The sequence below is a fragment of the Haoranjiania flava genome (assembly GCF_025631005.1).
In the GTDB taxonomy this organism is placed as follows: Bacteria; Bacteroidota; Bacteroidia; order Chitinophagales; family Chitinophagaceae; genus Haoranjiania; species Haoranjiania flava.
In genome coordinates this window covers 1-22,268 of the sequence record NZ_JAOTPL010000017.1, presented here as the reverse complement: position 1 = coordinate 22,268, position 22,268 = coordinate 1, and the positions used below count along the sequence as shown (strand labels likewise).

18 protein-coding genes are annotated in these 22,268 nt (G+C 42.3%); 12 read left to right on the top strand and 6 right to left on the bottom strand.

Annotated features, from left to right (window positions below):
- The first annotated feature begins 148 nt into the window (after nt 1-148).
- The 3 genes from OD355_RS10910 (at nt 149) to OD355_RS10900 (ending at nt 4,984) form a co-directional block, all read left to right on the top strand.
- Complete coding sequence (locus OD355_RS10910; protein ID WP_396327193.1) at nt 149-1,330, top strand: MFS transporter; 1,182 nt, start codon at nt 149-151, stop codon at nt 1,328-1,330.
- Nucleotides 1,331-1,781: 451 nt separating this feature from the next.
- Nucleotides 1,782-2,540 (top strand): FkbM family methyltransferase, encoded by a 759-nt coding sequence (locus OD355_RS10905; protein WP_263038513.1) that lies wholly within the window; start codon nt 1,782-1,784, stop codon nt 2,538-2,540.
- 503 nt (nt 2,541-3,043) lie between these two features.
- The gene (locus OD355_RS10900; RefSeq protein WP_263038512.1) at nt 3,044-4,984 is read left to right on the top strand and encodes an ATP-binding cassette domain-containing protein; all 1,941 of its coding nucleotides are present in this window, start codon (nt 3,044-3,046) and stop codon (nt 4,982-4,984) included.
- 5 nt (nt 4,985-4,989) lie between these two features.
- On the opposite strand, the gene OD355_RS10895 is transcribed toward OD355_RS10900, so the two are convergent.
- Nucleotides 4,990-5,349 carry a DUF4157 domain-containing protein gene (locus OD355_RS10895; protein ID WP_263038511.1) on the bottom strand — a complete coding sequence of 120 codons (360 nt, stop codon included), beginning with the start codon at nt 5,347-5,349 and terminating at the stop codon, nt 4,990-4,992.
- 120 nt (nt 5,350-5,469) lie between these two features.
- Between OD355_RS10895 and OD355_RS10890 the strand changes: the two genes are divergently transcribed.
- On the top strand, nt 5,470-6,477 hold the full coding sequence (locus OD355_RS10890; RefSeq protein ID WP_263038510.1) for a DUF3810 domain-containing protein: 1,008 nt from the start codon (nt 5,470-5,472) through the stop codon (nt 6,475-6,477).
- Here OD355_RS10890 and OD355_RS10885 read toward each other — a convergent pair.
- Entirely contained in the window at nt 6,474-7,577 is a 1,104-nt protein-coding gene (locus OD355_RS10885) for a glycosyltransferase (protein WP_263038509.1), read from the bottom strand. The genes OD355_RS10890 and OD355_RS10885 overlap by 4 nt on opposite strands.
- A 395-nt stretch (nt 7,578-7,972) precedes the next feature.
- Between OD355_RS10885 and OD355_RS10880 the strand changes: the two genes are divergently transcribed.
- The 4 genes from OD355_RS10880 (at nt 7,973) to carA (ending at nt 13,756) form a co-directional block, all read left to right on the top strand.
- Nucleotides 7,973-8,350: a DUF1573 domain-containing protein gene (locus OD355_RS10880; RefSeq protein WP_263038508.1), complete on the top strand. Its 378-nt coding sequence runs from the start codon at nt 7,973-7,975 to the stop codon at nt 8,348-8,350.
- 143 nt (nt 8,351-8,493) lie between these two features.
- On the top strand, nt 8,494-10,335 hold the full coding sequence (gene glmS / locus OD355_RS10875; protein WP_263038507.1) for a glutamine--fructose-6-phosphate transaminase (isomerizing): 1,842 nt from the start codon (nt 8,494-8,496) through the stop codon (nt 10,333-10,335).
- A 4-nt stretch (nt 10,336-10,339) separates the two neighbouring features.
- A complete protein-coding gene (locus OD355_RS10870) occupies nt 10,340-12,553 on the top strand; it encodes a DUF4954 family protein (RefSeq protein WP_263038506.1) in 2,214 nt (737 codons plus the stop codon).
- Nucleotides 12,554-12,625: 72 nt separating this feature from the next.
- Nucleotides 12,626-13,756, top strand: a complete 1,131-nt coding sequence (carA, locus tag OD355_RS10865; RefSeq protein WP_263038505.1) for a glutamine-hydrolyzing carbamoyl-phosphate synthase small subunit — start codon at nt 12,626-12,628, stop codon at nt 13,754-13,756.
- 294 nt (nt 13,757-14,050) lie between these two features.
- Here the strand turns inward: carA and OD355_RS10860 are convergent, their stop codons facing one another.
- From OD355_RS10860 to OD355_RS10845, 4 genes are all read right to left on the bottom strand, one after another.
- Nucleotides 14,051-14,680, bottom strand: a complete 630-nt coding sequence (locus OD355_RS10860) for a hypothetical protein (RefSeq protein WP_263038504.1) — start codon at nt 14,678-14,680, stop codon at nt 14,051-14,053.
- 83 nt (nt 14,681-14,763) lie between these two features.
- Nucleotides 14,764-15,369, bottom strand: coding sequence for a superoxide dismutase (locus OD355_RS10855; protein ID WP_263038503.1), 606 nt, complete (start codon nt 15,367-15,369; stop codon nt 14,764-14,766).
- A gap of 94 nt (nt 15,370-15,463) precedes the next feature.
- Nucleotides 15,464-15,919 (bottom strand): nucleoside deaminase, encoded by a 456-nt coding sequence (locus OD355_RS10850; RefSeq protein WP_263038502.1) that lies wholly within the window; start codon nt 15,917-15,919, stop codon nt 15,464-15,466.
- A gap of 12 nt (nt 15,920-15,931) precedes the next feature.
- Nucleotides 15,932-16,327: a c-type cytochrome gene (locus tag OD355_RS10845; RefSeq protein WP_263038501.1), complete on the bottom strand. Its 396-nt coding sequence runs from the start codon at nt 16,325-16,327 to the stop codon at nt 15,932-15,934.
- A 182-nt stretch (nt 16,328-16,509) separates the two neighbouring features.
- Between OD355_RS10845 and OD355_RS10840 the strand changes: the two genes are divergently transcribed.
- The 4 genes from OD355_RS10840 (at nt 16,510) to OD355_RS10825 (ending at nt 21,632) form a co-directional block, all read left to right on the top strand.
- Nucleotides 16,510-17,433: a PfkB family carbohydrate kinase gene (locus OD355_RS10840; RefSeq protein ID WP_263038500.1), complete on the top strand. Its 924-nt coding sequence runs from the start codon at nt 16,510-16,512 to the stop codon at nt 17,431-17,433.
- A gap of 170 nt (nt 17,434-17,603) precedes the next feature.
- The gene (pckA, locus tag OD355_RS10835) at nt 17,604-19,208 is read left to right on the top strand and encodes a phosphoenolpyruvate carboxykinase (ATP) (RefSeq protein WP_263038499.1); all 1,605 of its coding nucleotides are present in this window, start codon (nt 17,604-17,606) and stop codon (nt 19,206-19,208) included.
- Between the two features lie 281 nt (nt 19,209-19,489).
- The gene (locus tag OD355_RS10830) at nt 19,490-20,473 is read left to right on the top strand and encodes a C40 family peptidase (RefSeq protein ID WP_263038498.1); all 984 of its coding nucleotides are present in this window, start codon (nt 19,490-19,492) and stop codon (nt 20,471-20,473) included.
- Between the two features lie 16 nt (nt 20,474-20,489).
- Nucleotides 20,490-21,632, top strand: coding sequence for a dipeptide epimerase (locus tag OD355_RS10825; protein WP_263038497.1), 1,143 nt, complete (start codon nt 20,490-20,492; stop codon nt 21,630-21,632).
- The last annotated feature ends 636 nt before the right edge of the window (nt 21,633-22,268 follow it).

Genomic DNA, 22,268 nt, shown 5'->3' with positions numbered 1-22,268 from the left:
TCTCAACGCTTTTATTTACTTTTGATACATCCTCTTTTTTAAACTAATTCTACAAATAATTTCCATCGAGAAATGGCATATCGTGAAAGCTTTTCGAGCCGAAGTGAAATCCCGGATTAACAAAAACTGTACATATAAAAGTGTAATTTTGCAGCAATTGTACAGCATGAAGGCGCCTCTCTGGAATAAAAATTTTATACAAGTATCGCTTGCTAATTTCTTAATGGCATGTTCGTTTAACCTGCTCATGCCTACTATTCCGCTGTACATTACCGAGCAGTTGCACGTAGAGCAGACCAAAACCGGCATTGTGCTTGCCTCCTACGCCATTGCGTTAATGCTTACACGGCCGTTCTCCGGCTACCTGGTAGATGTTTTTTCAAAGAAAAAAATCCTGGTGATCTGCTTTGCACTGTACACGCTTACGTTCGGAGGATACTTTTTTGCCACTTCCGTTTTATTGTTTGTGATTGTACGTTTTTTTCACGGGCTGTGGTGGGGCGGCGGCACGGTTGCATCCAGCACCATTGCGGTAGATGTGTTGCCTGCCAGCCGCCGCGCGGAAGGCATAGGCTACTTCGGCACTTTTAATAATGTGGCTATGGCAGTAGGCCCGTTCATTGCCATCTACATTTACCAGGCTTACAATTTCCACGTATTGCTCTGGTGCGCCATCAGCATGGGTACGCTGGGCACTATTGCAGGCTTGTTTATTACTACCCGTAAGCGCAAGCCGATAGAACACAAAAAAATAGCTTTACAGAATCTGTTCCTGCTAAACAGCTGGCCGATTTTTTTAAATCAATTGTTTCCAACCTTTGCGTGGGGCACCATCGGCCCGTTTGTAGCGCAATACGGCAAGCAGCTTAGCGTGCCGAATGCAGGCATCTTCTTTATCTTCTGGGCCGGCGGCATTATCATGTCGCGGATATTTTCTGGTAAATTTGTAGACCGGGGATATATCCACACGGTGAATATAGCAGCCATGTTCACGGTAGCTGCCTCGTTCCTGGTGTTTGCCCTGTTTCACAATATTATTGCTTTCTGTGCTTCTGGCTTGTTTATCGGTGTGGGTTACGGCATGATGTTCCCTGCTATGCAGACCCTGTATATCAACATGTCTCGTCCCGATCAGCGCGGCACTGCCAACTCTACGTACCTGCTGGGTTTTGACCTGGGCCTTGCACTGGGCATGCTCATCGGTGGTGTTATCACCGGGCTGCTGGGCTTTTCACAACTGTACATTGTCAGCGCCACGCTTTGTGTGCTTGGCATTATTTGTTACTGGTTTATCTCCAGGCGTGTGTACAATAAGTATAAAATGGTGTGAATTGGAAATTGCAGATTGAAAATTACAAATTGCAGATTGAAAATTGAAGATTAAAAATTTGATGATCTGCTATTCCCGATAATATTATGTGATGACATACTCCATTATAATTTGAAGAATAAACGCAGTCTAAACCTCCTTGATTTTGGCGAGAACAATAACTTGTTATTTTCACGCAAAGAGCGCCAAGTAAAGCAGCGTACGCAAAGAGATCTTCATACACTTAGCCGCTTTTGCGAAAAAACTCTGCGCTCTTTGCGTGAATTATAAATATTTTTCAGTCAAACAGTGAAAGCTGGAAAAGCTGTACTACTGTAGCGTTATAGCAAAAAATTGCGTATAAACAAATATACATCACTTTTTATATAAATATTTTGTGTTGATTTATTTTGTTGTTCAAAAGCAATAACACTAATGTATAAATCTTAAGTATTAACCTTAAATAAGACTTATGTATTGCCGGTCTTCAATAGTTAAAGAGTTTGCTAAGGAACTTGGATACATTGTTTATAAACTGTATCAGAAATTCAGAAATCCGCCATTTGATGAATATAACTATCAAACCTTTGATGTCTTTAAGAAAATATTGAAGAAAGACAGTAACTGCATTGACATTGGTGCAAATAAAGGTGATATACTAAAGAAGATTTTGAAGGCGTCGCCTCATGGTATGCATTTTGCTTTTGAGCCCATCCCAGACATCTGTACAGAGCTAAACAGGAAATTCAGCAAAAAAGTAAAGATCCTGAATTGCGCTCTTAGTAATAAAAACGGCATGTCTGAGTTTCATTTTTTTATAGACCGGCCGGCGGTGTCTGGCTTGGCTAAAAGACACTTTGATATCGACTACCGGTGTACAACTATACAGGTCGCCACCCATTGCCTTGAAACTCTGATACCTGCAAATTTGAAAATTGACCTGATAAAGATAGATGTTGAAGGAGCGGAATATCTTGTGTTTGACGGCGCAAGAAACCTGATCAAAAAGTATAAACCTGTTATCCTGTTTGAATTCGGATACGGAGCAGCGGATCTATACCATATAACGCCAGACATGATGTTTGATTTTATGAGCGAGATGAACATGGAAATAAATACCTTATCTTATTTTTTAGAAAATAAACCGGCATTAAACAGAGCAGAGTTCCGGGGCCAGTTTCAAAAAGGGTATAATTATTTTTTTATTGCTTACGCTGCAAACGGCCATTAAACTTTACCTGTTATTCTTGGCGTCATAGCCACCTGTTTATTTTTATCTTTTCCGCGATTTTTAAAATTACGGAAGGGATGAGATTCACAAATCATCCCTCTTTGCATTTGTTGCGTCAAACCCTGCCAGAACCTGTTATTCATGGCGCCGCCGCCACGAATTTCTTTTCTATCGCCTCCCGGCGATTAATCCCTTCCGCTTTGTGCCTGAGCCGGAGGCAAGCATTTTATTACGCAAAAACCGCTAAGCAAACATCAAGAAATGTAAGAAGAAAAACACAGTAAATTTTTGCGATTGCTTCTAATCCGCTACCACTTTCCGATGAGATACAAAAGACTCAGAAATGTACACCAGCTTTTTACGCCATGTCGGGTTTTCACCTTACATAATTCATCATAATTGATACAATAAAGAATAGCACCTGTATCATTTAAAAAGACCGGTAATGATAGTATCATAAACTTCGGATACGCCGGATTACAGATATTCATTACTTTTGCGCCATGTTAATAGGTTTGAATAATGTTACCTTCGAATTTGGCGCCAGGGTGATCGTACGTGATGCTACCTGGCATATACACCCGGGTGAGCGTATTGGCCTGATCGGTTATAACGGCACCGGTAAGTCTACCCTGCTCAGGATCCTTACAAATCAATACATGCCTTCATCAGGAAGTGTTGAGCGCGGAAGGAATGTGTCTGTTGGCTACCTGCACCAGGACCTGCTGAGCTTTGATACCAACGAAAATATTCTTGAAGTAGCTATGGGCGCCTTTGAGCGGGTTCGCTTCCTGGAAAAAGAAATTGAAAGAACAGGCAGGCTGCTTGAAAGCAATCACGACGATAAATTATTACAAACTTATACGGATTACCTCCATGAAATGGATGTGCTGGACGGCTACAACATTCAGCACAAAACAGAGGAGGTGTTGCACGGTCTTGGCTTCTCAAACGAAGAGCTCATACGCCCTTACAAGATTTTCAGCGGCGGCTGGCGCATGCGTGTACTGCTGGCAAAAATGATTTTGCAGCAACCCGATGTATTGCTGCTGGATGAACCTACCAACCACCTCGACCTCCCTTCCATCGAATGGCTTGAAAAATACCTGCAAAGCTACAAGGGCAGCGTGGTGATCGTATCGCACGATAAATTTTTCCTGAACCGCATGGTGAATAAAATTGTGGAACTGTACCAGCAGCAACTGCATATCTATTCAGGTGATTACGAATTCTACGAAGCTGAAAAGCAGATGAGGATTGAATTACAGCAACGTGCCTATGAGAACCAGCAGGAATACATACGCCAGCAGGAAAGGTTTATAGAACGCTTCAGGTCCAAGGCTACCAAAGCCGCAGCAGCGCAGAGCGCCATTAAGCGCCTCGACAAACTGGACAGGATTGAACAGGTGGAGCTGGAAAAACCCAACCTGCGCATAAACTTCCAGGTTGATAAACAGCCCGGGAAAATACTTGTGGCATTGCAAAACCTCTCTAAAAGTTTCGGCGAGAATGTGATCTTTCAGAATGCGTCTGCTGAAATAGAACGCGGTGATAAGATCGCTTTTATCGGCGCTAACGGCAAAGGAAAGTCTACCCTGCTGCGTATCATAGGAGGCACCGAACCGTTTGAAGGCGAAAGAATCTGGGGCCACAATGTGGAAGAAAGTTTCTATGCACAACACCAGCTGGAAAGCCTGCACATGGAAAATACCATTGTTGAAGAATTGCAGACCTGCGGCAGCGGCAAAACCGAGCTGGAATTGCGCTCCCTCCTCGGCGGCTTTATGTTCAGCGGTGATGATGTAGATAAGAAAATAAAAATTCTCAGCGGTGGTGAAAAAGCAAGGGTTGCACTGGCAAAAGTGATCGTAAGCAAGTCTAACTTCCTGTTGCTGGATGAGCCTACCAACCACCTGGACATGTTCAGCGTAGATTTACTGGCACAGGCCTTGAACAGTTATGAAGGCACCATTATATTCGTGAGCCACGACAGGTATTTCATCTCTAAAGTGGCCAATAAGATCTGGGAGATCGATGAAGAAAAACAGATCAAAGAGTTTAAGGGCAGCTACGCCGAATCTATTGAGTGGAAGGAAAGGATGGCGCTGAAAGCCCGGCAGGAAGCCGTTGCTGAAGCAGTACCTGCTCCTGTACAGGAAGAAGTAAAGCAACAGCAGCCGAAGCACAGCGAACTTAGCCGGGAGCAAAAGAAGGAACAGCAAAGATACCAGCGGCAACTGGAAAAAAAAGAAGAAGAACTCAACGCACTGAACACAGATAAAGCTGCTATTGAAAAACAAATGTCTGATCCGGCAACCTATGCCGACCTTAAAAAATTTCAGGAGCTGGAAAAGAAATACGAAGGCATACAGCAGAAAATAATAGCAACCAACAAGGAATACGAAAATCTTTTTGAGAAGATCCTGGTATTTGAAGCAGGTTAAAGCCCTTATGCAGTCGTGGTTTCATTTGTTCTGCCATCTATGCTGTACTTCGCAAGCAGGCCGGTGTCGCATTCTGCTTCCCGCGCCTCTATTTCTAAAGGATTGTTGTGATAGCCGTATTTTGCAGAGTAAGCCAGATATTTCCAGAGAAATTTCCAAAAGCCCATACGCTTGTACTGCTCTACGTGCTTGAGCTCATGGCACACCCAGGAACTGCTGTGCAGGAACTTTTCTTTAGATACATTGTATAAATGGATGGTGCTGCCAAACGTAAGCGCCATGCGCTTTTCACGCAGCCTGATCGCGCCAAGCCTTGCCAGGAGCGAATTTTCCCTGATAGCTACTTTATTATTGTCCAGTGCCACGTTACAAATTTAAACTTTAGTTTTGTTAGATTAAAACCTGTCAGGAAAATGTTTAAAAGCCTCAAATCTAAAACAATTATTAGCTTACTCATCTTATGCTGGGCTATAAAAATATTTTCTATGTTCCCGCCTGCGGTAGAAAGATTCTACAGCAATGGTATTTATAGGTATATTTCCTCGTTTTTACGAATCGTATCTGGCTGGTTGCCTTTCAGCATCGGCGATGTATTATACACCATTGCGGTGATATGGTTTCTTTTTGGAGTTATAAAATTTATTGTAAAACTCTTTAGACCGGTAAATAAAAAGCATCATCTGCTGCAAAGCGCATTTTCACTGGCTTCAGGCTTCATGTGGGTATATATATTGTTCCATATTTTATGGGGGTTGAATTATGATCGGGAAGGTATTGCCAGGCAATTAAACCTATCTCCCAAAAAAGAATACGGCACAGAAGAGCTGAATAATTTAGCCAAAGAACTTATCTTAAAAACCAATCAGTACCGCTCGTTGTTCACACCAGGAGACATAGACACTTCCTATAAAAACATTCGTGCAGAAGCTATCAATGCTTACGACATCAGCGCTAAAACCTACCCTTTTCTCAGCTATCGTTTTCAAAGCATCAAAGTGCCTGTATACAACGTGCTGGGCAATTACTTAGGTTACAGCGGTTATCTCAATCCTTTTACAAATGAAGCACAGGTCAATACCAGGCAACCCGCATTCCTGCTTCCTTTCGTGGTATGCCATGAAATATCGCACCAGTTGGGCTACGGCACAGAAGATGAAGCAAATTTTGCAGGCTACATCACGGCCAGGAATTCTCCGGAAAATTATTTTAAATATTCCACCTATTTTCAACTGATGCGGTATGCCAATAATGAGCTTTATTACCGCGACAGTACTTTGGCCATTGCCAATGAAAAACTGCTGGATACGCTGGTAAAGCAGGACATGCAATACCTGGCTGATTTCTTTAACCGGTACAAGAATCCTTTTGAAAAATATGCCGCCGCGATTTACAACCAATACCTGAAATCTAACAACCAGCCCCAAGGCTTAGCCACCTATAATAATGTAACAGCGTGGCTTCTGGCTTACAAGGAGAAATATAAAGCGCTTTAATGCAGCAACAGATCAAACAGTAATTGTTTAGAGATTTCATAATCAAACGAAGAAATCAGCGCTGAGCCCTTCTCAATTTGCTGTTCCCGTTTTTCTTCATTTTTATATACTTCTATCATCTGCCGGCCCAATGCCTCATAATCATTTTCTATAAGTTGTGTCATGGCAGCGCCAGCAATTTCTTTTAAGGACGGCAACCCGTATGACATTAATAAGGTCTGCGACTGCATGGCCTCCACAGCGGGCATTATATCTGCATCCTTACCGGTAACAAGCAGGTAGGCATAAGCTGCGGAAATGATTTCGGCGTACACATCTTCATGCTCCTCCGTAAGTATAACCACATCATCTTTAAATTTATAAGATGCGGCCTTTCTCTTTAAACTGTTGGTGATACTGCTTTCCAGCCCGGATACCACTATTTTCATATTGCTTTTTTGCCATTGCTTAAATACCGTGAAGGCTTTTAATAATTCAACAAACTGTTGCTCTTCATGCGGATCAATTTTAGCAAGAAAATATTCTTCTCCGAAGGTCAGGTTGTCTTTGCGGATCTCTTTCTCATTAAAAGATCTCTCCATAAACATATGGTTTGCTGCCGCAGGTATCACCTCTACTTCAGGCGTTGTTGTTTTTGCAGCAATAAAATTTTGCAATACCTGCTTTGCATGGCCGGAATAAGTTATTACCTTTTGTGCATGTTTCAAACGCGCAACCAGGTTTTTCTTCAGGTATTTCTGGTAGTTGGTAAGCTTATTTGCCTGAGTTATAAATTCCACATCGGTAAAAATACACTTCTGCGGCGCACGTATCTTTTTTGCCGGGAGGCAGTTGATATACACCACCTTTTCGGCTTTTAGTTTCCTGGCAATAGCCGGCAGCTTTACATTGTACCACCACGCCAGGTTCAATCCGGTAGCATCGGCCAACGGCAATAAAAATATGCTGTTATCGGCACAGGCAGCAACATCAGTATCTGTTTTATAAAAATAAATTTCGCGCACATGTTCAAGGCCAAACCTTTCAATCAGTTCACGTATAAACCTGTAGTATGAGTAGGTATTCCCCCTATGTTTCCGGTATAAAATAAGTGTATTCATAAATATTAACTTTATAATAAAGCTCCTGCTCTGTTTTTGTTTTTTTATTTAAACTTTTTTTTAGAACCTTTGTCTAAACCGCATCCGGTTTGAATTACAAGATGTATGACAACTAAAAACCACTATTAAAACATAGAAATATACATGAAATGTCCATAAGACTTTTATGATAGATTCTATGTGACCATAAAGAAAAAATAAATAATATACACACATGAAATAGCCATAAGCAAAGTTGCATACCAACTGTTAATGAATAAAGGCTATTCCATGTGACCATAAAAAAAATAAACAATATACATACATGAAATAGCCATAAGCAAAGGTGCATACCAACCGCGAATGAATAAAGGCTATTCCATGTGACCATAAAGAAAAATAAAAAATATACACACATGAAAAAGATCCTATTAATTGCTTTATTTGTATTTTCAGCTTCCTTTATTTATGCGCAACAGGCACAAAAAGCTCCTGTAACATTCGACAAAGTAAAACATTCTTTCGGTAAAATACCACAGGGCACGCCTACATCCACCACATTCACATTTACCAATAACGGCAATAAACCTCTGGTCATTACTCATGTAATGAGTTCTTGCGGCTGTACTACACCTGAATTTGCCAAGACCCCCGTAATGCCGGGTAAAAAAGGCACTATCAAAGCGGGCTACAACGCAGCAGATCCGGGCGCTTTCAACAGGTCACTCACTGTGCTGTTTGCAGGCTACCAGGCTATGTCTCTTACCATTGAAGGTGAAGTAGTACCAAAATAACATAACTGAACAACATTGAAAAAAGCAGTACCGCGCGGTATTGCTTTTTTTATTTTTATATTATTTTTTCTCAACAATACCACGCTTATATAAAATTATTTTTATTTTCGCGCAATCGTTTGCATAAAACAAAATAGATATATATGTGCGGAATTGTAGGATACATAGGAAACAGAAATGCTTACCCCGTAGTGGTTAAAGGCCTCAAAAGGCTTGAATACAGGGGCTATGACAGCGCGGGAATTGCGCTTATACATGAACATAAGCTGAATGTTTATAAAAAGAAAGGAAAAGTTGCTGACCTTGAAGAAGCTGTCATCGGTAAAAATATCAACGGAAAGATTGCCATTGGCCATACACGATGGGCTACACATGGCGAGCCGAGCGACCTGAACGCACACCCGCATCTTTCCTGCAACGGGAAAATAGCAATGATACACAACGGCATCATTGAAAACTTTGGTGTTTTAAAAGAAGAGCTTCTTGAAAAAGGCATCCGGTTTGAAAGCGATACAGATACCGAAGTACTTCTGAAATTTATAGAAGATATTTACCTCAATAATAATAATAATTCGCTTGAAGCAGCGGTACGCGTAGCTTTGAAAAGGGTCGTAGGCGCTTATTGCATCCTATTGATAGAAGAAAGTGATCCGGATACTATTATCGCCGCCAGGAAAGGAAGCCCGCTGGTGATCGGCATTGGCAAAGGTGAACATTTCCTTGCCTCAGATGCATCGCCCATTATTGAATTTACCAAAGAAGTAGTTTATGTGAATGATTATGAAATTGCCATTGTAAAAGCAGATGAACTGATCTTGAAAAACCTGGGTAATGAAAAACAAACACCATTTATTACCACCCTTGACCTGAAGCTAGAATCCATAGAAAAAAGCGGCTACCAACATTTCATGTTGAAAGAGATATTCGAACAACCTAAGACCGTCTTTGATTGCTTGCGTGGAAGGTTGTATGCAGATGAAGGAAAAATAATTTTAAGCGGTATAGAGCAATATCTTCCGGAAATAACACAGGCAGAAAGGATCATCATCATCGCCTGCGGCACAAGCTGGCATGCAGGCCTGGCAGCAGAGTATTTTATAGAAGAAACCTGCCGTATTCCTGTAGAAGTAGAATACGCATCTGAATTTCGTTACAGGAATCCCATCGTAAAAAAAGGAGATGTGATCATTGCCATATCGCAAAGTGGCGAAACGGCCGACACCCTCGTAGCCATTGAAAAAGCAAAAGAACAGGGAGCTCTTATTTTGGGTATTGTAAATGTTGTTGGCTCATCCATAGCACGTATTTCACATGCAGGAGCTTACACGCATGCCGGGCCGGAGATAGGCGTGGCCAGCACCAAAGCATTCACAGCCCAGCTTGCCGTTTTATATTTAACAGCTTTTAAAATTGCGCAACACAGGCAAAACATATCTGAAGAAAAATACCTCATGCTTTGCAAAGAGCTGGAAGCCGTACCCGAAAAAACAGCACAGATTTTACAACTGAACGAATACATTGAAACAATAGCACGGAAATACAAAGATGCCGTAAGCTGTCTTTTTCTCGGAAGGGGATACAACTTCCCGATTGCACTGGAGGGGGCATTGAAACTCAAAGAAATATCCTATATACATGCAGAAGGCTACCCCGCTGCCGAAATGAAACATGGACCAATTGCGTTGGTAGACGAGAAACTGCCCGTGATCTTTATTGCAACCAAAGACCAATACCACGAAAAAGTGATAAGCAATATGCAGGAAATAAAAGCCCGCAAAGGAAAGATCATAGCCATTGCTACGGAAGGAGATACCATAACACCCGCTCTTGCAGATGATGTGATATTTGTGCCCGAAGCTGATGAGATCATTTCTCCTATATTGAATGTAATCCCCTTACAGCTTCTCGCCTACCACACAGGTGTAGCAAAAGACCTTGATGTGGACAAACCGCGAAACCTTGCCAAATCAGTAACCGTAGAATAATGTTATGAACAATATCAGCAAACATCCGCTTTCAGACCTGGGATATAATTTTATTGAAAAAAAATTTATACCAAAGGGCAAAGATGAATATTACCTGAGGAATATACAGAACCGCAGCGGCACCAGTTACAGGCAACTCACCGCTTTTGAGATAGAAGTGCTGGTAAAAAACGGCAATAGTACAGACAACTGGAACAATATTTTAGTGTCTGATGCATTCAATCCCGACCTGGTAAAGAGTTGCAAGTTTTACGGGTTGACACGTATTGGTAAATTAGAGCCTTACTACCTGGAATTTAATGATCTTAAAGTAGAAGTTGGCCTCTATAATTCCACCATTATCAGCTGCGACCTGGGAGACAATGTAGCCATTAACCACGTGAATTACATTTCGCATTATATCATAGGAAATGAAGTAGTACTGGTACAGATAGATGAAATGAAAACCACTACACATGCTAAATTCGGCAATGGTATTCTTAAAGACGGGGAAAACGAATCGGCACGCATATGGCTGGAAATATGCAATGAAAACGGCGGAAGAAAAGTTATTCCCTTCAATGGCATGCAACCCGGAGATGCCTGGCTTTGGAGCAGGTTTCGGGAAGATGAAAAATTGTTGAAGAAATTTATTGAATTTACGGAGAAAGAATACCGTACAGAACCTGGATATTACGGCAAGGTTGGTGACAGGACAGTAATTAAGAATACCAACATCATAAATGATGTGTGGATCGGATCAGACGCTTATATCAAGGGCGCAAACAAACTAAAAAACCTCACGATCAAATCGCGCCCGGATGCCAAATCCCAGATCGGCGAAGGCTGCGAACTTGTAAACGGCATCATAGACTTTGGCTGCCGTATTTTCTATGGCGTAAAAGCAGTACGGTTTGTTATGGCATCTAACTCCCAGCTCAAATACGGCGCCCGCCTCATCAATTCCTACCTGGGCAGCAACGCCACCATCTCCTGCTGTGAAGTATTGAATTCACTGATCTTTCCAGCACACGAACAACACCACAACAACTCTTTCCTTTGTGCAGCGCTTATCCTCGGGCAGAGCAATATACCGGCAGGCGCCACCATAGGATCTAACCACAACTCAAGAGGTGCAGACGGTGAAATGCAGGCAGGGCGAGGTTTCTGGCCGGGGTTGTGTGTAAGCATCAAGCACAATTCCAAATTTGCCAACTTTACCATACTGGCCAAAGGAGATTATGATTACGAGCTGAACATTACCATTCCGTTTTCACTGGTAAGCATCAATGAAGCGAAAAATACGCTGGAAATAATGCCGGCTTACTGGTTTATGTACAATATGTATGCACTTCAGAGAAATGTGGCTAAGTATGAAAGCCGCGATAACCGCGTGGAAAAAATACAACATATAGAATACGGCTATCTTGCTCCGGACACCGTCAATGAGCTTTTTGAAGCTGTGGAATTACTTGAAGAGATCACAGGCAATGCCTTTCAGCAACACAGCAATATCAGTACTTCAGCCATCGGGAAAGCACGGCAGGCCGGCAGGGAATTATTACAATCACGAAGCAAAATAATTGATGAGCTCGTTATTACAGTGCCGGGAGCGGAAAACAGCAAGCGGCCGGCAATCGTCAGCAAAATACAAAAGGCCTATGATATTTTTAATGGAATGATACGCTTTTACGGCATTAACCACCTGTTGCAATTTGCAGAAGAAAATAATTTTTTTAGCATAAACGACTTGAAGAAAGCGCTTACAGAAAAAAATATTATCAGGGAAAAATGGACCAACATAGGCGGGCAGCTGATGCCGGAAAAGAGCGTAATGCAATTGAAGAAAAATATCCATACCTCCAAAATAAATTCCTGGCAGCAGGTGCATGACTATTACCTGGCTGCAGGAGGTCGTTATACCGTTGACAAAACAATGCATGCCATCGCCTCTCTGTTTGAAATTGCAAAAATCAATGTGGACGCCCTTTCCACAGAGCTATTGGCTGAATGGATAGCAGAAGCAAAACGCACCCAAAAATGGATACTGGCACAAATAGAAGCCTCCAGGAAAAAGGATTACGACAATCCTTTCCGCCAGATGATGTACACCTCACAGGAAGAGATGGATGCCGTAGTAGGCAGGTTTGAGGATAACAGTTTCATCATCGAACAGCGAAAAATTACTGCGGAGTTTGTGAGAAAGTTAAACAGCTTGCAGAAAAAGTTTGTACCATAAATAATATTTTTGAGAATTTATCAGCTTTTCTGCTGATAATGTAGTTTTTTTGCACAATCAATTTTTCGAAGAATGACTCAAGACGCTAACACGGCCATTTTATTATTAGAAGATGGTTCGGTTTTTTATGGCAAATCTTTTGGTAAAAAAGGCACGGCATCCGGCGAGATCTGTTTCAACACAGGCATGACGGGTTACCAGGAAGTCTTTACCGATCCCAGCTATTACGGCCAGATACTCATTATGAACAGTGTGCATGTTGGCAACTACGGCATACACAACAACGATGTTGAAAGTGATACCGTAAAAATAAAAGGCCTGATCGCACGAAACCTTGAAGAAAAATTTTCACGCTACCAGGCAGATACAGACCTGAACAGCTACCTTACAGAAAATAATGTAGTGGCCATCGGCGGTGTAGATACCCGGGCGCTGGTGACACACATACGCAGCAAAGGCGCAATGAACTGCATCATCTCTACAGAGATCAACGATGTGGAAGCTTTAAAGGCAGAGCTGGCAAAAGTGCCGCCTATGGAAGGCCTTGACCTTTCCAGAGAAGTTTTTACCAAAGAAATATATTCCGTAGGAGATGAGAATGCACCACTCAAAGTTGCTGCGCTTGATTACGGCATTAAAAGGAATATTATCAACTGCATGGTGGAGCGCGGCGCTTATGTGCGCGTATTCCCCGGCGATACACCCATAGAAGAGATCAAAGCTTTTGAACCGGATGGTTATTTTATTTCCAACGGCCCCGGCGATCCTGCTGCTATGCATTACGCTATTGATACAGTGAAAAGCATTATCAAAGAAGATAAGCCTGCTTTCGGTATCTGTCTCGGCCACCAGCTGCTGGCATTGGCAAATAATATTCCTACCTATAAAATGCACCATGGACACAGAGGCCTTAACCACCCCGTTAATAACCTGATCACAGGCTTGAGCGAGATCAGTACCCAGAACCATGGCTTTGCAGTGGATGCAGAAAAGATCAGGCAAAACCCGGATGTGGAAGTAACACATATAAACCTCAATGATGGCAGCATTGAAGGCTTCAGAATGAAAAACAAGCCCGTATTTTCTGTGCAATATCATCCGGAAGCTACTCCCGGCCCGCACGACAGCAGAATATTGTTTGATGATTTTATTGACATGATCAAACGCACCAAACAAGATTACACACTGGCTACCACGGATTAAAATTTTTAATAAGGCTCTTTATAAAAATAGAAATTGTACATAAAGCAATTTCTATTTTTTTTGACCGTACATCGTTGTGGATTTTAGCGACATGTTTGATTCCCACCAAGGAAGTTAACACACGAAGATTGGTTTGTAATTTCTTGCGCATTCTTTACATTGTGTTTGCACACATGCCATCTGAGAGGTCGCCGGGAGGCGGTAAAATCAATGCGTGGGATGATGCCAGGCATAATATAAGCATCAATTAAAAAAAGTTACATCTTTGCCGCTGCTGTTTTTGCTGCCGGAAGATTATTTTTTAGCAGGCTTGCGTTTAAGGACTACCGGCTCATAGATGTTCCTGTAGTTGGCGAGTTCAAACTTCACTTCTTCTGTGGCATTGAATTTATAGATCTCAGGAGCTGAGCCATCCGCGGGACCTTCAACCGTGCCGTACATTTCTTTGTAAGGCGGGAACAATCTTACACCTTCCACATTGGCGGACACCAGTATCAGTTCATTAGGCAGTACCCTGTAATTATGGTTTGCGGCTGAAATATTTTTCCCTTCAAGCAGTTGTTGCAGGCTGTCTGCCAGGGCCTTTGCCTGTGCGGTGTTAGCGCTGTCTATCACTAAGGGCCTGGATGGTTTCAGGCTGCCGTAAACAGTATCACTACTGATGTTTAATACATAATAACCCGTTTGCTTAGGGATGGGAATGGTGTATTTTTTACCGTCTTTGTCTATTTCAATTTGGTCGGCGTATGCAAAGCCTGAAATATCAAATTCTTTACTGGAAAAAAGCTGGTTCGTTTTATTGACGATCTTGTATTGCGATATGCTGGCATCACCATTGTAAAAGAGCATTACTTTTCTGTCAATGCGGTTGCTGCAGGATATGGCAAGTATTGCTACAAAGACAAACAGGGTGTTTTTAAGCATCAATTGTATTGTTTATGACAAATTTTGAAAAATAATAAAAAAACAGGTGCACTTGCATACACCTGTCTCTTGCTATTTATTGATTATTGTGCTGCGCTGAAATGTTCTGCTACCTTCTTCCAGTTGATCACATTCCATACTGCCTGCATGTAATCAGGCCTGCGGTTTTGATATTTTAAATAATAGGCATGTTCCCACACATCTATTCCGAGCACGGGCTTACCCTTTACGTCTGCCACGTCCATCAAAGGATTGTCCTGATTAGGTGTAGAAGTTATTTGCAACTTGCCGTCTTTCACAACAAGCCAGGCCCAGCCGCTTCCGAAACGCGCACCTGCTGCCTCGTTGAATTTACTTTTGAAGTCTTCAAACGATCCGAAAGCTGCATCAATAGCAGCTGCCAGCTCGCCTTCGGGTTGCCCGCCGCCATCGGGGCTGAGTATTTCCCAGAAAAATGTATGGTTCCAATGGCCGCCTCCGTTGTTTCTTACTGCCGGCGAAATGCTTCCCGCATTTGCTAACAGTTCTTCCAAAGATTTATTGGCGTGCTCTGTACCTTCAATAGCTTTATTAAGATTTGTAACATAAGCATTGTGGTGTTTATCATGATGGATTTCCATAGTTTTTGCATCTATATGCGGTTCCAAAGCTTCAAATGCATACGGCAGATCAGGTAATGTAAATGACATAGTTGTTAGTTTTTTGTTTAAAACAAATATACCTTAATAACTCCTTAATTAAAAAAACATTGTACTGTAAAAATGTTAAGATTGCTTTGTAGAATCACCTTCGCAGCCTGAAAAAATCTTTCATAAGCATAGCACATTCTTCGGCAAGGGTGCCCTGGATGATCTCTGTTTTCGGGTGAAAAGGATTTTGAACCGTATATTTTTTATAACCGTTCTTTTCATCAGCAGCGCCGTATACGATCCTGCCCAGTTTTGACCAGTACATGGCGCCGCAACACATCAGGCACGGTTCTAAAGTAATGTACAAAGTAGCATCTGGCAGGTATTTGGCCCCTAATACGTTGTAAGCAGCTGTAAGTGCCAGTATTTCTGCATGTGCGGTGGAATCTTTCAGCAATTCAACCTGGTTGTGTGCACGGGTAATGATTTTTTCATGCATCACCAATACAGCGCCTATGGGTACTTCCCCCATGTCAAAAGCTTTATGCGCCTCGTTAAGGGCGAGGCGCATAAAATATTCATCAGGCTTGTAGCCGGTTAAACCGTACATGGATATTAACCCTTATTTTTTTAAAGCCATAATGTCTTTGGCCAAAGCTTCCGCTTCCTCTACTTTCATATCGGGATGCGCAGTCATGGGCACCTGTCCCCAAACACCGCTGCCCCCGTTCTTAATCTTTTCAGCCAGGTATTTGATTGTTTCGGGCGTGTTGTCATATTTCTTAGACACATCTACATAAGACGGGCCAATAGATTTGGTATCTATCTGGTGACAAGCCGCACAATCGCTTTTTGCCATCAGGTTCTTAAGCGCAATGCCTTCCGGTGAATCTGCCACACTTTCCTCTACCATTGATTTAGGAGCTTCTGCTTCAGTGGTGGTGGTTGTAGCAGTATCGTTTCCGCCGCAGGCTGCTAATGCCAATACTACAGAGAGAGAAAATACAAGTTTTTTCATAACTGGAAATTTTATAGTTTTTGTGTTAGTGTTTATTCTAATTTGCTAAGATACCATATTTTATCGCCAATCGATATGATAATAATCATAAATAATGCAGCTGCCTGCAGCATATAAATTAATTTTAAAATAATCTTTTTATTAAAATTATATTTGCAGCGAAAATTTTTAATCTAAATCATATGTCTTTAACTATCGTGGGTACCATGGCATTCGATGCTATTGAAACTCCATTTGCAAAAACAGAAAAAACCATCGGCGGCTCTGCAACCTACTGCGCTTACTCCGCAGGTAAATTTATCAACGATATTAACCAGGTATCTATTGTGGGTTACGACTTCCCTGAAGACGTATTGCACGAACTCAATGAGCAGGGCGTGAAAACAGAAGGCGTGAAAAAGATCAGCGACAAGAAATCTTTTTTCTGGAGCGGCAAATACCACATGGACATGAACACCCGCGATACGCTGGTTACAGACCTGAATGTACTGGCAGACTTTGACCCGGTAATACCCGACTTTTATAAAAGCTCTGAATACCTCCTGCTGGGCAACCTTAGCCCCAACATACAGAAAAGTGTGATAGAACAATTTGACACAAGGCCAAAACTGATTGTGCTGGATACCATGAACTTTTGGATGGAAACAGCTTTGGAAGACCTGAAAGATGTGCTGACCATGACAGATGTGCTGGTAGTGAATGACAGCGAAGCACGCCAGCTTTCCGGGGAGTATTCACTGGTAAAAGCAGCCCGTAAAATCCTGCAGATGGGGCCAAAATTCCTGGTGATCAAAAAAGGTGAGCACGGCGCTTTGTTGTTTAACCAGGACGAGGTTTTCTTTGCTCCCGCCCTGCCGCTGGAAGAAGTGTTTGACCCGACCGGTGCAGGAGACTCCTTTGCGGGTGGATTTATCGGCTACATTGCCAAAACAGACGATATTTCTTTTGAAAATATGAAGACCGCTGTAATTATGGGCTCTGTTGTTGCCAGCTTCTGCGTTGAAAAACTAGGCACACAAAAACTGAGGGAAATCACTAAAACCGAGGTCAACAAAAGGCTGCAGCAGTTTATAAGCCTGTGCAGTTTCAATTATTCACTCGAATAAGTTACCTTTTATTTTACGAAATAGTTATTTTATGCAAAAACTGACGAAAATCATTTTTTGTTAGTTTTTGTATGAGTAATTTTGCATCTGACGGGTTAGAAATACAGTAGGCGCCCATTACCCTCAGGAAACAAATTCTAATTTCTCATAAATAAAAAGTATAAATAACTATGGCAACACAAAAATCTGCACAAGATCTCAACCTCAGCCAGTACGGCATCTCCGGCACAACGGAAGTAGTTTACAATCCTTCTTACGAAGAACTTTACCAGGCAGAAGTAGATCCTGCAAACGAAGGCTTTGAAAAAGGTATAGTTACAGAAAGTGGTGCTGTTGCCGTGAAAACAGGCATATTCACCGGCCGTTCTCCTAAGGACAGGTATATTGTAAAAGACGAAACTTCTGCTGATACAATCTGGTGGGACGGCAAGATCAACGTGCCTACAACCAAAGAAGTTTTTAACGAATTAAAAGACCTGGTTACCAACCAGCTTTCAAACAAAAAATTATATGTAGTAGATACCTTCTGCGGCACCAACCCGGATACAAGGCTGAAAGTAAGGTTCATCGTGGAAGTAGCCTGGCAGGCACACTTCGTAACCAACATGTTCATCCGCCCGTCTCACTACGAACTGCAAAACTATGGTAATCCTGACTTTGTGGTAATGAACGGTTCAAAAGTTACCAACCCCAACTGGAAAGAACACGGTTTAAATTCAGAGAACTTTGTAATGTTTGATCTTACACAAAAAATTCAGATCATCGGTGGTACCTGGTATGGCGGTGAAATGAAAAAAGGCATGTTCTCTATGATGAACTATTACCTGCCGCTGAAAGGCATGGCTTCTATGCACTGCTCTGCAAACGTAGGTGAAGCCGGCGATGTAGCCGTATTCTTCGGTCTTTCCGGTACAGGTAAAACTACTTTATCTGCCGATCCTAAACGTTACCTGATCGGTGATGACGAGCACGGATGGGACAACAATGGTGTATTCAACTACGAAGGTGGTTGCTATGCTAAAGTGATTGATCTTTCTGAAGAAAGAGAACCCGATATCTGGAGAGCTATCAGACGCGATGCTTTACTGGAAAACGTTGTTGTAAGCGAAGACGGAAAGGTAGATTATAAAGACGGCTCTATCACTGAAAACACCAGAGTTTCTTACCCGATCTACCACATCAACAAAATAGTACTTCCTTCCAAAGCAGGACACGCTAAAAAGATCGTTTACTTATCTGCAGATGCCTTTGGCGTATTGCCCCCGGTTTCTATCCTTACCGATCAGCAGGCACAATACCATTTCCTATGCGGCTATACTTCTAAACTGGCCGGTACTGAAAGAGGCATTACTGAGCCTACCCCGTCTTTCTCACCTGCCTTTGGCGAAGCCTTCCTTTCATTGCACCCAACCATGTACTCTAAAACACTGATTGGTAAAATGAAAGAGCACGGAGCAAAAGCTTACCTGGTAAATACAGGCTGGAACGGTACAGGCAAAAGGATTTCCCTGAAAGATACAAGAGCAATTATCGATGCGATCTTAGATGGCTCTATCGACCAGGCAGAAACAGATACAATCCCTGTAATGAATCTGACTTATCCTAAATCTTTACCAAACGTTTCTGATATTTTAGACCCGAGAGCTACTTATGCCAACGCTTCTGAATGGGAAGAAAAAGCAAAAAGCCTTGCTGCTAAATATATTGCTAACTTTGAGCAATACACAGATACTGAAGAAGGTAAAAAACTGGTGGCAGCAGGTCCAACAGTTTAATTACACGATTTTAATTATTACAGAGACTGTCTCATTGCGGGACAGTCTCTTTTTTTTGGTAAGCATGTATATACATCATAAAAATAATCACGCATAGGAATCCTTATCGCTATGGGGAGTAATGTATATCCTCCCATTACAAACATAAAATATTTACGGATGACAAGTACATCGCTCCATCGGCTTTTATCAGGGACATTGACAGCACATTTTGTTTAAAAATTCTCCATAAACAACAATTAAATTTCAATAACTTTACATTAAACAATAAACTTGAAAATATGCAAAGATGGATGCTTGCCGTATTGTTGTTGTGCTGCACGCACGCTTCTAATGCACAGGCAGATACTACAGGAGTACCGCACGCAGAAACATGGGCGCTGGTTTCACAATCGGTGTTGAATATCCGCAGGGAACCGGACTATAGGGCAGAAATGACAACACAGGCCTTGCTGGGCACACCATTGAAGTTGATGGCTAAAACCCGCGGCTGGACAAAGGTGCAGACACCGGAAGGATATGAAGGCTGGACAAGCGCGCCGCTGTCGCCTATCGACTCGCTGGAATTGCATAAGAGAAATAAACAACCGCGCGTGATTGTTACAGACAACAACAGTTTTGTTTACGCCACAGCCAATGAGCACGGCGAAATAGTTACCGAGGTGGTGATGGGCAACATTTTATACCTGGAAAATTTCAACGCTCAAAAACACTTGTATAAAGTTGCCCTGCCCGATGGCAGGAAAGGATTCATTAACCGCGCTGCCGTAAAGAAATGGAATGACTGGAAAACATCCATATTGCTTACCGGCACAAGTATTGAAAAGCTGTCTAAAAGATTTTTAGGCGTGCCTTACTTTTGGGGCGGCACTTCACCTCGGGGCCTGGATTGCAGCGGGCTTACCAAAACCACCTACCTGATGCATGGCATTATATTGCCACGCGATGCACGCCAGCAGTATCTCACAGGCACACCCGTAGATTCTGCTGGCAGTTTCAGTAAGCTGGCCAAAGGAGACCTGTTGTTTTTTGGAAGAAAAGACAAAACAGACTCCACAAAATACAACATCATCCACACAGCCATTTACCTGCAAAATGCACAATTCATACACGCCAATGATGGCTATGTGCAGATAAACAGTTTAAACCCCGCTGATAAGAACTACGATAAACACAACCACAGCCGGTATGTGGCAGCCAAAAGAATTTTAAACCAGCCTGTAAACGGCACCTGGAGCATATTTGAGCATCCCTGGTACCGGTAAAATATATCTGTAAACAATGGAAATAAGAAGAAGAAGTTTTCTGAAATCACTCGGGTTGCTGGGCGGCGCCTCACTGGTTGGTTTTCCGGCTACCGCATCAAGATTTTACAAAAGGCCCGGCACTTCAAAACTGAAATTGCAATGGATGCCTTATGATCTGCAACTAAAGCATGTGTTTAGCATATCGAACAGTTCGCGCAAAACCACGCCTGTAGTACTTACTGCCTTAACATACGATGGCATCACAGGTTATGGAGAAGCTTCCCTGCCGCCCTACCTTGGCGAGTCGCAGGCTTCTGTAATGGAATTTTTAAAGAAGATGGACCTGTCAGCTTTTGCCAACCCTTTTCATACAGAAGAAATCCTGGAGTATACAGATAAGCTGGCAGAAAACAACACAGCCGCGAAAGCCGCAGTAGATATAGCTTTGCACGATCTCACGGGCAAGCTGATGCAACAACCCTGGCATAAGATGTATGGCCTGCACACCGATAAAATACCACACACTACCTACACGATTGGCATAGACACCGACGAGATGATCGGGAAGAAAATAAAAGAAGTAGAAGGGCAATTTAAAATACTGAAAGTAAAACTCGGCAGCAATGATGACAAACGCATTATCAACGCCGTGCGCACAGCAACCAATGTGCCGCTGGCAGTAGATGCCAACCAGGGCTGGAAAGACAAGCATCTGGCGCTTGACATGATCCATTGGCTGAAAGAACAAGGCGTTGTAATGGTAGAGCAGCCTATGAATAAATACAGGCCTGACGATAATGCCTGGATCACGGAAAGAAGTCCCCTGCCGGTGTTTGGCGACGAGTCTGTACAAAGGCTGCGCGACGTGGAAAGAATGAAAGGTGTATTCTCCGGCATCAACATTAAGCTGATGAAGTGTACAGGCATGCGTGAAGCCTGGCAGATGCGCAACTTTGCGCGTACTTTAGGCATGAAAGTAATGATAGGTTGTATGACGGAGACTTCCTGTGCTATCGCCGCGGCTGCGCAACTGGCAGCCGGCATGGACTTCGCCGATCTTGACGGCGCGCTGCTGATACAAAACGATGCATTCTACGGAGCAAAATTTACCGGTGGGAAAATTATTCCAAATGACCTGCCGGGCATCGGGGTAAAGCCTGTGAAGAAACTTTTCTAAAAAACATGCATGAAATAACCATAATGATTACGAATCTATACCAACCGGGAATGATAATAAAGAATTAAGGTTTTGGTTATTCCATGTGGCAAACAGAAAAAATAAAATAATAACACATGAATAGCCATAAGCAAGGTTGCATACCAACCGCGGATGAATAAAGGCTATTCCATGTGACCATTAAAAACAGCCGCAAGCGGCGCACGAAATAAATACACATGAAATAGCCATAAAGATTAGGAATCTACACCAACCGGGAATGATAATAAAGATTAAGGTTTTGGTTATTCCATGTGGCAAACAGAAAAAATTAATTATACACACATGAAATAACCATAAAGATTAAGAATCTATACCAACCGGGAATGATAATAAAGATTAAGGTTTTGGTTATTCCGTGTGGCAAACAGAAAAATTAAATATTAACACATGAAATAGCCATAAAGATTAGGAATCTATACCAACCGTGAATGAGTATGAATCTAAAAAGCTGGTTATTCCATGTGGCAAACAGAAAAAATTAATTATACACACATGAAATATTCATGAGCAATAATATGCACACCAACCGGGGATGAATTTGTAGCTTAGCGTTATTAAATTTCAGAGAAATGCAAGAAGCTCAAGTTCATTTTC

What these genes read in the sequence shown, in the direction of transcription:
- OD355_RS10905 (WP_263038513.1), top strand. Translation starts at nt 1,782, where the DNA reads ATGTATTGCCGGTCTTCAATAGTTAAAGAGTTTGCTAAGGAACTTGGA.
- OD355_RS10900 (WP_263038512.1), top strand. Translation starts at nt 3,044, where the DNA reads ATGTTAATAGGTTTGAATAATGTTACCTTCGAATTTGGCGCCAGGGTG.
- OD355_RS10890 (WP_263038510.1), top strand. Translation starts at nt 5,470, where the DNA reads ATGTTCCCGCCTGCGGTAGAAAGATTCTACAGCAATGGTATTTATAGG.
- OD355_RS10885 (WP_263038509.1), bottom strand. Translation starts at nt 7,577, where the DNA reads ATGAATACACTTATTTTATACCGGAAACATAGGGGGAATACCTACTCA.
- OD355_RS10880 (WP_263038508.1), top strand. Translation starts at nt 7,973, where the DNA reads ATGAAAAAGATCCTATTAATTGCTTTATTTGTATTTTCAGCTTCCTTT.
- glmS (WP_263038507.1), top strand. Translation starts at nt 8,494, where the DNA reads ATGTGCGGAATTGTAGGATACATAGGAAACAGAAATGCTTACCCCGTA.
- OD355_RS10870 (WP_263038506.1), top strand. Translation starts at nt 10,340, where the DNA reads ATGAACAATATCAGCAAACATCCGCTTTCAGACCTGGGATATAATTTT.
- carA (WP_263038505.1), top strand. Translation starts at nt 12,626, where the DNA reads ATGACTCAAGACGCTAACACGGCCATTTTATTATTAGAAGATGGTTCG.
- OD355_RS10860 (WP_263038504.1), bottom strand. Translation starts at nt 14,680, where the DNA reads ATGCTTAAAAACACCCTGTTTGTCTTTGTAGCAATACTTGCCATATCC.
- OD355_RS10855 (WP_263038503.1), bottom strand. Translation starts at nt 15,369, where the DNA reads ATGTCATTTACATTACCTGATCTGCCGTATGCATTTGAAGCTTTGGAA.
- OD355_RS10850 (WP_263038502.1), bottom strand. Translation starts at nt 15,919, where the DNA reads ATGTACGGTTTAACCGGCTACAAGCCTGATGAATATTTTATGCGCCTC.
- OD355_RS10845 (WP_263038501.1), bottom strand. Translation starts at nt 16,327, where the DNA reads ATGAAAAAACTTGTATTTTCTCTCTCTGTAGTATTGGCATTAGCAGCC.
- OD355_RS10840 (WP_263038500.1), top strand. Translation starts at nt 16,510, where the DNA reads ATGTCTTTAACTATCGTGGGTACCATGGCATTCGATGCTATTGAAACT.
- pckA (WP_263038499.1), top strand. Translation starts at nt 17,604, where the DNA reads ATGGCAACACAAAAATCTGCACAAGATCTCAACCTCAGCCAGTACGGC.
- OD355_RS10830 (WP_263038498.1), top strand. Translation starts at nt 19,490, where the DNA reads ATGCAAAGATGGATGCTTGCCGTATTGTTGTTGTGCTGCACGCACGCT.
- OD355_RS10825 (WP_263038497.1), top strand. Translation starts at nt 20,490, where the DNA reads ATGGAAATAAGAAGAAGAAGTTTTCTGAAATCACTCGGGTTGCTGGGC.